The sequence below is a fragment of the Mesorhizobium sp. M7A.F.Ca.US.011.01.1.1 genome (assembly GCF_003998295.1).
In the GTDB taxonomy this organism is placed as follows: Bacteria; Pseudomonadota; Alphaproteobacteria; order Rhizobiales; family Rhizobiaceae; genus Mesorhizobium.
On the sequence record NZ_RZRT01000109.1, the window covers coordinates 1 to 8,471 of the forward strand.

The window sequence follows — 8,471 nt, forward strand, 5'->3', positions numbered from 1 at the left end:
GTCCATGAGGGTCCAAGATGAAACCCTAAGACGGTTGCCGGACGGCCCCGCCTGATCTCTACTTCCGCGGCTTGGCTGACAAACTGTCGAAATGGGGAATCTTCTGGAGAACGATACCTGGCACCAGTAATCTCGACGAACTCGACACGCACGTCATTTCAGTAGCACCGGAATACGGGGCCGCTCCGTTGATGCCGGCTGATCATTGGATCGATACGACGAACATTCTGAATCCGTGGCTAATCGGGACATCGGGAAACTGAGTAATCTCCCCGTGCTGGAACGTGTAAGAGCACGAGTGGTCACCAGAGATGTGTCCCAGCTAACGGCCCTTTCGCACCCCATGATCTGTTAAGTATTTGATATGTGACTATTCTGTCCACCTCATCCGATGAAGCCTGAACCACCAAGAACCGTGACGATCCGCGCTCCGCCCTGTTCCCGCTTCCGCATGCGCCAACATCGTTCTTCACTTTCATCCAGTCAGCTTCTCTTTGAACGAATCGCCACGCGTAACGTTCGTCTTCACCCGGGGTTTCGTGCGTTGCCGCTGATTACCGTGCGGATCGGCTGTGGCAGCGGAGCCTCAACTGCCGGTGAGTGTGGGAAAACATGAACTGCCGGACGATGAGCGGATCGAAACCGGCATAGAAAATCGCAAACTGCGCGACCGGGTCTTGGCGGCACTCCAGAAACTTCCTGGAACCAGCGACCACCGTCATGCTGCAGTCAAGCAAAAACAATGACTTAGTCGCCGAAATTGCCGAAAGCCGTGTCGCCAGCTTCGAAATGGATGGCAACATAAGCCGTTGATTGTAAGGCATGGCAATCAGCGGAGGCTGCGAATAGCAACATGGCGACATGAAAAAGCCCCGCCGAAGCGGGGCTTTGACGACCCGACCTATCTCATCAGTAGGGCGAGTTGCACTGCTGGCGTGGTCCATAGTTCGGTTGGAAGGTATTATCCGACGCACGATAGCTGCGGTAGCGGTCATAGCACCATGTTATATGCGAATCGCCGCGGTGAACGCGGCTCTGGCTGTTTATGATCGCGCCGCTGATCACCGCGCCCGTCGCAAAAGCGGCGAGCGGGAACCAATAATCACCATGCCGACGATAGCCTCGCCGATGCTCACGGTATCCGCGATGGCCGTTCCAATTAGCGCCATCGTTGCGGGAGAAGTTGCCGTTGGATGAGTGATGCCTCCGCCACGGCTTGTAGTCGATCATCTGGGTGTCGGAAGATGTCGACGCCATGGGGACGAAAGTCTGAGCTGCATGAGCTGGCCCAGCGGCCGTCACCGCAAATGAAGCCGACAACGCGGCGGCCAGAAAACCCGATATGATCTTTTTCATTACACTCCTTAAGGGGTGGTTGAATCCCCAATGGCCTTAAAACGATTTAAAAGACCAATGGTTCCGTCCTGCATCGATCGCGCGTTCGAGGAACTTATCGTGCTCACAATGATTGAGGCTGGTGGCGGCGGAGCATCGGTTGTCCCTCAAACGATGTCGGGCCCGTAACCCAAATTCGCCGCCACACCCAAAAAGCCCGCCGAAGCGGGCTTCCGTCGTTGCCGTACGAGGTGGAAGCAGCAATCGGCACTTCGGCCAACATCAAGATGGCGGGCTCGGCTTGCCTGGCTTCAGCTTTCTAAGCCTCGGCCGGTTCCGGCGGTGCATTGCGCCGAAAGTCGTGCAGACCGCATGGGCCATTCGTCATTCGTGGTGACGCTGGACACATGGGTGTTTCCGAAGGGCGATGACACGACCGCGATGGACGCTGCGGCGTCGCTTTTGGGCATATAGCGAGATGGTAGCGGCACGCCGATGTAAACCGCAATGATTTAAAAATGTGCAGACGGACTCTGAGTCCGTTAGTCCTGGTTCGAACCCAGGTCCCCAGCCCAACTGGACGCAACGGAGAACAATGGGGTTCGTGGGTATCCCTGCGAACATCCGCCTTTGAGCGGTCAATCGGGTTGGTAAACGAATTCAGTGGCCGCACGGTATTGGCGGTATCCCTCTCCCGCTACCACTTCAAACCCACTATCGTGTTCTGCGGACGCATTATAGCGGCATAGCGGCGGCCAAACGGGACGGTAGGTAGGGAATGCTGCTCCGCCACCGAAGAAATATTAGGTGAACCGTCGTATATGCACACGATCTACGTAGAACCCGAATTCCTTGAATTCGCTACGGGTGACAGACACCATCCGAATTCGACTCGGTCATTCCCATTTGTGAGTTCACAGCTTCGCATCCCGACATTCGACGCCGCCGATTAGGTCAAGGGGCCAGTAGTGTACAGAAGGTGAAAGGCGGTTGCGATTTCCTGGTGCTTGGCGAGTCATGGTCCCGGCCTACTGGCCTGACGACACCGCCTTGGTGAAACCCACATCTCCAACCCCCGCGCGATTGCAACTGCGTGTTCTCTTACCCTCCGCCTAAGGAAAGTCGCGACGAGGAGCCGGCCGTGAATGGACCCTGGAGCAGTACCGCCCTGCCCTGACGTTCACGGAAAGCAGGATCGACTGGCCATCTGCCATCGCGTGCTTGGCAAGTACAATGCGCGATAGTTTTTTCCGATCTTGACCTTGCCCCCAGTTTCTATCCAGTTTTGAGTTCGTTTCCGGCGTGGGTTGTGCCCTGCTGGGCGGGTGAAGGGACGGGCGCTGGCGCGGAGCAGTTGGCATAGCGCAGCGCGAGCGACCGTCGCGGATTGAAGGTGCTGGCGAATTCGGCCGGGGTCTGCCAGGCGATTTGGGAGTGCGGCCGCGCGGTGTTGTAGTCGGCGCGCCACAGGGCGATTGCTACGCGCGCCTGGGCCAGCGAGGTAAACAGCGTCTCGTTGAGCAGTTCATCGCGCAGTCGGCCGTTGATGGGATGGACGGCCCCTGCACCCCGGCATCGGCGTGGCATAATGGCGGCCGGTGCATAACAGTCATCAGGAGGCATCCCATGGAGATCAGTGTCATTGGACTTGATATCGCAAAGCAGGTTTTCCAAGTGCATGCCGCCGATGCGGCAGGTCGCACAGTTGCTCAGATCAAGCTGCGACGAGCGCAGGTTCTCGACTATTTCCGAACCCTGCCGCCCTGCCTTGTCGGCCTTGAGGCGTGCGCGACGGCACATTACTGGGCGCGTGAGTTGAGCGCGCTCGGGCACACCGTACGGCTCATGCCGCCAGCGTACGTGAAGCCCTACGTCAAACGCAACAAGACCGATGCCGCCGATGCACAGGCAATAGCGGAGGCGCTCACGCGCCCAACCATGCGCTTCGTGCCCGTGAAGTCAGCCGACCAACAGGCCATGCTGATGTTGCACCGAACTCGCGAGCTGCTCGTGCGCCAGCGAACAATGCTCGCCACTGCACTGCGCGCGCATCTCGCCGAGTTCGGCATCATTGCACCCCAAGGTATCCAGCGCGTCGAGAAGCTGGCGGCGCAACTGCATGACCCGTCCGTGCCGCCTCTCGCGCGTGACGCGCTGAACCTGCTTGTCGAGCAACTCGCGAGCACATGGAAGCAGATCGACACGATCGAGATGCAGCTTATCGCGATCCACCGAACCCAAGCCGTCAGCCGGCGGCTCGCTTCCATACCCGGCGTCGGCCCGATCACCGCTATGGCAATCACGAGTACAGTGTCCGATCCCACCATGTTCCGCTCGGGTCGTGAGTTCGCCGCCTGGCTTGGCCTAACACCCAAGAGCCATTCGAGCGGCGGCAAGGACAGGCTGGGGCGCATATCGAAGCGCGGCGACCGTTACATCCGTCACTTGCTGTATGTGGGCGCCGGCAACGCGATCCGGTTTGCGAAAGCGCGCGCCGCGGCGGGTGAGAACTGGATCCGCGGACTGCAGCAGCGCCGTCCGCCCAAGGTCGTCATCATCGCGCTCGCCAACAAGATGGCGCGGATCGCCTGGGCGTTGATGGTGCGTGAGCAGCCTTTCCGCTCGCCAGCTCAGTCGACGTTCTAAGGCGCAGGTCAGTGGACGAGGTTCACAGGTTGCGAGGGCGAACGTGAGGTGATGGCACAACCGGGCGGACCGGGGATCGACAAAGCCCGCAGAGCTTTGGGCGCCACGAGCGCGACCCGTTGATGAGGCGTCGATCCGCGAATTCCATCAGGGCCAGCGGTCATGAGCACTGGCCGCATCAACAGGCCGTATACATGAACGCACCCGACCCGTGCGCTGCCGAAACCTCACCAAGAGCCTTGCAACGCAGGGGCCGTCCATACATGAAGCTCTCGATGAAGCCATTCTGCATCGGCTTGCCGGGCGCAATGTAATGTAATGCCATTCGACGCGGCTCTGATCCGCCCAGGAAAGGATGGCGTTCGAGGTGAACTCGCTGCCATTGTCGCTGACGATCATCCTCGGCCGGCCGCGCTCGGTAATGAGCCGGTCCAATTCGCGGGCAACCCGCATGCCCGAGAGAGACGTATCAACGATGAGTGCCAGGCACTCTCTCGTGCAGTCGTCGACGACGGCCATGATGCGGAAGCGGCGCCCGTCGGTGAGCTGGTCCGATACGAAGTCGAGCGACCAGCGCTCGTCGGGCCTCAGCGGCACCAGCATCGGCGCCCTTGTCCCGATCGCCCGTTTGCGGCCGCCACGGCGGCGAACGGCGAGCTTCTCCTCCCGATAGAGCCGGAACAGCTTCTTGTGGTTCACGATCAGGCCCTCCCGCCTCAGCATCACGAGAAGACGCCGGTAGCCGAACCGACGACGTCCTGCGCGATTGCCTTCATCCGCTCGCGAACCTCGCGGTCGTCCGGCCTGCTGGTCTCGTAGCGAACCGTCATGCGGCAACAGCCGATGGCTTTACACGTCCGCCGTTCGCTCATCCCGAAGCCTTCCTTCAGGCGAGCGACAGCTTTCCGCTTGGCCGCGGGCGTCACCATTAATGGGATGGTCCGCCCCGTCCTCCCGCAGCATCATCTGGGCAGTCACAACAAAGGAGGTTGCAATGTCCCCACGCAATGCGCCGCGCCCTGCGGCCGTCTATGGTGTCGATATCGGCAAGAACATCTTCCACGTCGTCGGCTTGGACAGCGACGGCGAGCCCGTCCAGCGAGTTCGCTTCCGACGCGATACGTTGATGAAGTTCTTTGAGCGGGCAGCGCCGGCAATCGTCGGGATGGAATCGTGCGCTGGATCGCAATGGATCGCCAGGAGACTTCAGGCACTGGGGCACAAGGTTCGCCTGATCCCAGCGCAGTTCGTGAAGCCATACGTCAAGTCGAACAAGAGCGACATCATCGATGCCGAAGCTATCGCCGAAGCAGCCACGCGGCCGACGATGCGATTTGCCGCGATCAAGAGCGAGGAGCAATCCGACCTCCAAGCTTTGCATCGGGTGCGCGACCAGATGATCGGCACGCGAACCCGTCTGATCAACCAGATGCGAGCATTCTGCCTGGAATACGGCATCGCATTGAGACAGGGCGCCGGACTGTTCAAGCTCGACTTGCCACTGGTTCTCGATGACCTTTCGAATGACCTCTCGCCGGCAATGCGCAAACTGCTCGTGGACCTGTTCGCAGATCTGCGCCAGTTGGAACAGCGCATCAACGACGTGACGAGGGAGATCGCAGCGATCGCAGACCGAGAAGATGTTGCCCGCCGGCTCATGACGATCCCCGGAATCGGAGCATTGGGAGCCACCGCGCTACTGGCGGCCGTCGGCACCGGATGCCAGTTCCAGAAGGCTCGCGACCTGGCCGCATGGCTGGGGCTGGTCCCTCGAGAATACTCGACCGGAGGCAAGCAGAAGCTACTCGGTATCAGTAAGCGCGGGAACCGCTACGTTCGCAAGCTGCTCGTTCATGGCGCGCGATCATGCTTCCGTCACCTGGATCGAACCCGGGATCGCCTGGGAAGCTGGCTTGACGGGTTGCAGAGCCGTATGCACCCGAACAAAGCTGTTGTCGCACTTGCCGCCAAGATGGCGCGCATTGTCTGGGTTGTCCTGACCAAGCCGGGAGCGCTCTACGAACGCAGGGACCCTGCTTTCGCCTGACGTTCCGGCTCGATTGCAAGGCTCGGGAATAGTGATGACGAAACAGTGGATCAGCATGCCGTAAGCCCTGTGCAAAAAAGCGGGCTTCGTGCCCGAACCATTTATTGGGAACGGCGTGCGCGGATCTCATCATGGCCTGGCTGCAACAGCAGCTCACTCGCGAGAGGCCGGATACATTTATGCAACTGGAATCGTCATCGGCGATGTCGCGAACCCTTGCACGGACGGCGGACCATACATTCTTTCCCACAAGATCCTTCAACGCGGCATTGTCGAGCATGGCGTCGGCCAAAAGCCGCTTTAGCCGCGTGTTCTCGTCCTCCAGCGCCTTCAGTCGCCGAGCCTCGGAGATATCCATGCCGCCGAAGCGGGCCTTCCAGTTGTAGATCGAGGCGTCGCTGACCCCGTGCTTGCGGCACAGATCGGCAACCGATACCCCGGCCTCGTGTTCCTTCAAAATTCCGATGATCTGCTCTTCAGAGAAGCGGCTACGTTTCATGTCCTGGTCCTCTCGATGGGCCAGAACGAACTTCAAACCGGATTAGATCAGAGGGGCAAGGTCAGTTTCAAGCGATTTATGCTGATCCCATGCTCGGCAAGGCCGGTGACAACGTCACCGAAGCACTGGCGGCATATCCCGACATGGAGACCGTTGCGGAAATTTCTAATTTCCTAGCCCGGTATGACTTGGGCGCGCCGAGCCGATTGCACTGAAGCGTGCCGGCGACGTTGAGGGCGCTTTGACCTGAGCGGCTTTGGCTAGTGGCGAAGCGGTCCCGCTCCGTTCTTACCGGCCATCAACTTGTTGTGGTCGGCTGCTTCATCTGCGGTGTCAAAGGGCGTTGCGGTGGTCGTCCCATCAGCGGCCAGTATCACAGCCAGGAACGGAAGGCCGATCAGCGGCGGTGCGTAAACAACATACGCTGGGCGGCTTTTTTCATCGCCCATTTAGCACGATTTGGTCGGCTCGAAACCCGGAAGAACCCGCTGCCCCATTCACGGCAGCAGCGGGCCGTCCCAAAGGAGGACGTGCCGGGAGGGCGGTCCCTGCCAAGCCATAACTATTAGCATTACATGATGTTCCATCAGAGGTGAGCCTGCACGTCGGCCGAGATGCGGGTTGCCATGCGCTCCCTATGGGCGCAAACTCAATCGGTCGCTTCAAAAGCAAGAACAAACAGGCATGAGGCGTTTGGGAGCGATCATCAGGCTTTCGCCCGACCAGGGAGAAAGCCGATGTCAACACCGGCACAGATCCGGCTCGCGTATTTGATGAGCCAGCTTGCTCACACCGAAAGTATCTTGTCCAAGCAAGATATCATCGTGGGTTTGCTGGATCACGAAGGCAGTCCGACGGCGGACGCCATGCAACTTTTGGCAGACATGCACCACTTGCTCCAACGGACCCGCAAAAGCTTGTATGCGGAGACCGCAGCCCGGACATAGAACAATCGGCGAGGCCAGCGGGCAGGTTTGGAGCCTTTTCACCCCTCCGAAAACTGACTGGTTATACGCGCGAAAAGCCCGCCACCTTTCGGCAGCGGGCTCCTGGAGAGGCAGGCCATTTGGGGACGGGTGCTGCCCCAACAAGTTTCCTTTTGTCACGGTTCCATCATTGTCAACACTAAAAACGTTGCTTGAACTTGGGCGGCCCGCGCGAAGGATGCTACAAGATTGTTGGATGCGGTGCGGACGAGAGATGGGGGCATCACTCGGACGCGACTGGCTCAGGCGGGCTACCGCATCCACTTTCACCATCGCGTTATCTGATTGTTTCGGCCGATCGCGCCGACTTGCTTTACTGAGAGGGTTCGCCTCCGTTCGGCGCTGTTGGGTGTTGCCGATTGAGCAGTGTGGACAGCGCCGTAATGATCTGAGGAGGAAAGAACGGCTTGACGATCATCACGCTGTCCGGAACGCCTTCAGACCCCCAGGAAACGCACCATCGCCGCTGATGTAGACCACAGGTAGGGTTGGGTTGGCTCGCCTGACGTGCCTCGCTACTTCCCAGCCAGATTCTCCAGAGCCGAGACGGATGTCCGTAAGGAGGCCGGCGAACTTGTTTGGATCCTCATCAAACGCCTTTACGGCGGCTTCGGCACTCGGCACTCCTACGACGAGAAAGCCAGCGTCCTGCAAAGCTGATTCAAGGTCGAGCAGGATCAAGAGTTCGTCTTCGACGACTAGAATAGCACTTTCGCTCATGAAGCACCCCTGTCGGCAGCGCCATAACGGAGCGAGTGAGCTTTAGTTCCACCCGATCAACGGGGGTGGGATAGCGTGTTTGGACCGGAGACATCGCGAACAGGTGTGCGAGGACATCGCGAACAGTTTTGTCACTTATCGTCTGCAGAGGTTGAGGTCGACTGTTTCTATTTTCTGATGTCTGAAGAAGGCTTGGAAGACGCCGTCCTTGCCGGTGGGGGTGAAGGCCACGGCTTTC

The 8,471-nt window shown here is 59.4% G+C and carries 7 protein-coding genes and 2 pseudogenes; 4 read left to right on the forward strand and 5 right to left on the reverse strand.

The window, feature by feature from the left end; translation table 11 throughout:
- Positions 1 to 572: 572 nt before the first annotated feature.
- The gene (locus EOA13_RS38195) at positions 573 to 746 is read left to right on the forward strand and encodes a hypothetical protein (protein ID WP_164780564.1); all 174 of its coding nucleotides are present in this window, start codon (positions 573 to 575) and stop codon (positions 744 to 746) included.
- Between the two features lie 163 nt (positions 747 to 909).
- On the opposite strand, the gene EOA13_RS35865 is transcribed toward EOA13_RS38195, so the two are convergent.
- Positions 910 to 1,356 carry a BA14K family protein gene (locus tag EOA13_RS35865; protein WP_127297884.1) on the reverse strand — a complete coding sequence of 149 codons (447 nt, stop codon included), beginning with the start codon at positions 1,354 to 1,356 and terminating at the stop codon, positions 910 to 912.
- A gap of 1,254 nt (positions 1,357 to 2,610) precedes the next feature.
- Positions 2,611 to 3,015, reverse strand: coding sequence for a transposase (locus EOA13_RS38445; protein ID WP_348629780.1), 405 nt, complete (start codon positions 3,013 to 3,015; stop codon positions 2,611 to 2,613).
- Between EOA13_RS38445 and EOA13_RS35875 the strand changes: the two genes are divergently transcribed.
- Positions 2,962 to 3,981 (forward strand): IS110 family transposase, encoded by a 1,020-nt coding sequence (locus tag EOA13_RS35875; RefSeq protein ID WP_127297885.1) that lies wholly within the window; start codon positions 2,962 to 2,964, stop codon positions 3,979 to 3,981. The genes EOA13_RS38445 and EOA13_RS35875 overlap by 54 nt on opposite strands.
- 226 nt (positions 3,982 to 4,207) lie before the next feature.
- Here the strand turns inward: EOA13_RS35875 and EOA13_RS35880 are convergent.
- Positions 4,208 to 4,907 (reverse strand): annotated as a pseudogene (locus EOA13_RS35880) (IS3 family transposase); the annotation flags it as partial.
- Between the two features lie 68 nt (positions 4,908 to 4,975).
- Between EOA13_RS35880 and EOA13_RS35885 the strand changes: the two are divergent.
- Positions 4,976 to 6,028: an IS110 family transposase gene (locus EOA13_RS35885; RefSeq protein WP_127297886.1), complete on the forward strand. Its 1,053-nt coding sequence runs from the start codon at positions 4,976 to 4,978 to the stop codon at positions 6,026 to 6,028.
- A 241-nt stretch (positions 6,029 to 6,269) separates the two neighbouring features.
- Here the strand turns inward: EOA13_RS35885 and EOA13_RS35890 are convergent.
- Positions 6,270 to 6,527: pseudogene (locus EOA13_RS35890) on the reverse strand (transposase); the annotation flags it as partial.
- 737 nt (positions 6,528 to 7,264) lie between these two features.
- On the opposite strand from EOA13_RS35890, the gene EOA13_RS35895 reads away from it, so the two are divergent.
- Positions 7,265 to 7,474, forward strand: a complete 210-nt coding sequence (locus EOA13_RS35895) for a hypothetical protein (RefSeq protein ID WP_127297887.1) — start codon at positions 7,265 to 7,267, stop codon at positions 7,472 to 7,474.
- 456 nt (positions 7,475 to 7,930) lie between these two features.
- Here EOA13_RS35895 and EOA13_RS35900 read toward each other — a convergent pair whose 3' ends face one another.
- On the reverse strand, positions 7,931 to 8,233 hold the full coding sequence (locus EOA13_RS35900) for a response regulator (RefSeq protein WP_348629781.1): 303 nt from the start codon (positions 8,231 to 8,233) through the stop codon (positions 7,931 to 7,933).
- Positions 8,234 to 8,471: the final 238 nt, after the last annotated feature.

Bases quoted from the DNA above. Each gene is read 5' to 3' on its own strand.
- EOA13_RS35865 (WP_127297884.1), bottom strand. From the start codon at position 1,356: ATGAAAAAGATCATATCGGGTTTTCTGGCCGCCGCGTTGTCGGCTTCA.
- EOA13_RS38445 (WP_348629780.1), bottom strand. From the start codon at position 3,015: ATGCACTTGGAAAACCTGCTTTGCGATATCAAGTCCAATGACACTGAT.
- EOA13_RS35900 (WP_348629781.1), bottom strand. From the start codon at position 8,233: ATGAGCGAAAGTGCTATTCTAGTCGTCGAAGACGAACTCTTGATCCTG.
- EOA13_RS35885 (WP_127297886.1), top strand. From the start codon at position 4,976: ATGTCCCCACGCAATGCGCCGCGCCCTGCGGCCGTCTATGGTGTCGAT.
- EOA13_RS35875 (WP_127297885.1), top strand. From the start codon at position 2,962: ATGGAGATCAGTGTCATTGGACTTGATATCGCAAAGCAGGTTTTCCAA.
- EOA13_RS35895 (WP_127297887.1), top strand. From the start codon at position 7,265: ATGTCAACACCGGCACAGATCCGGCTCGCGTATTTGATGAGCCAGCTT.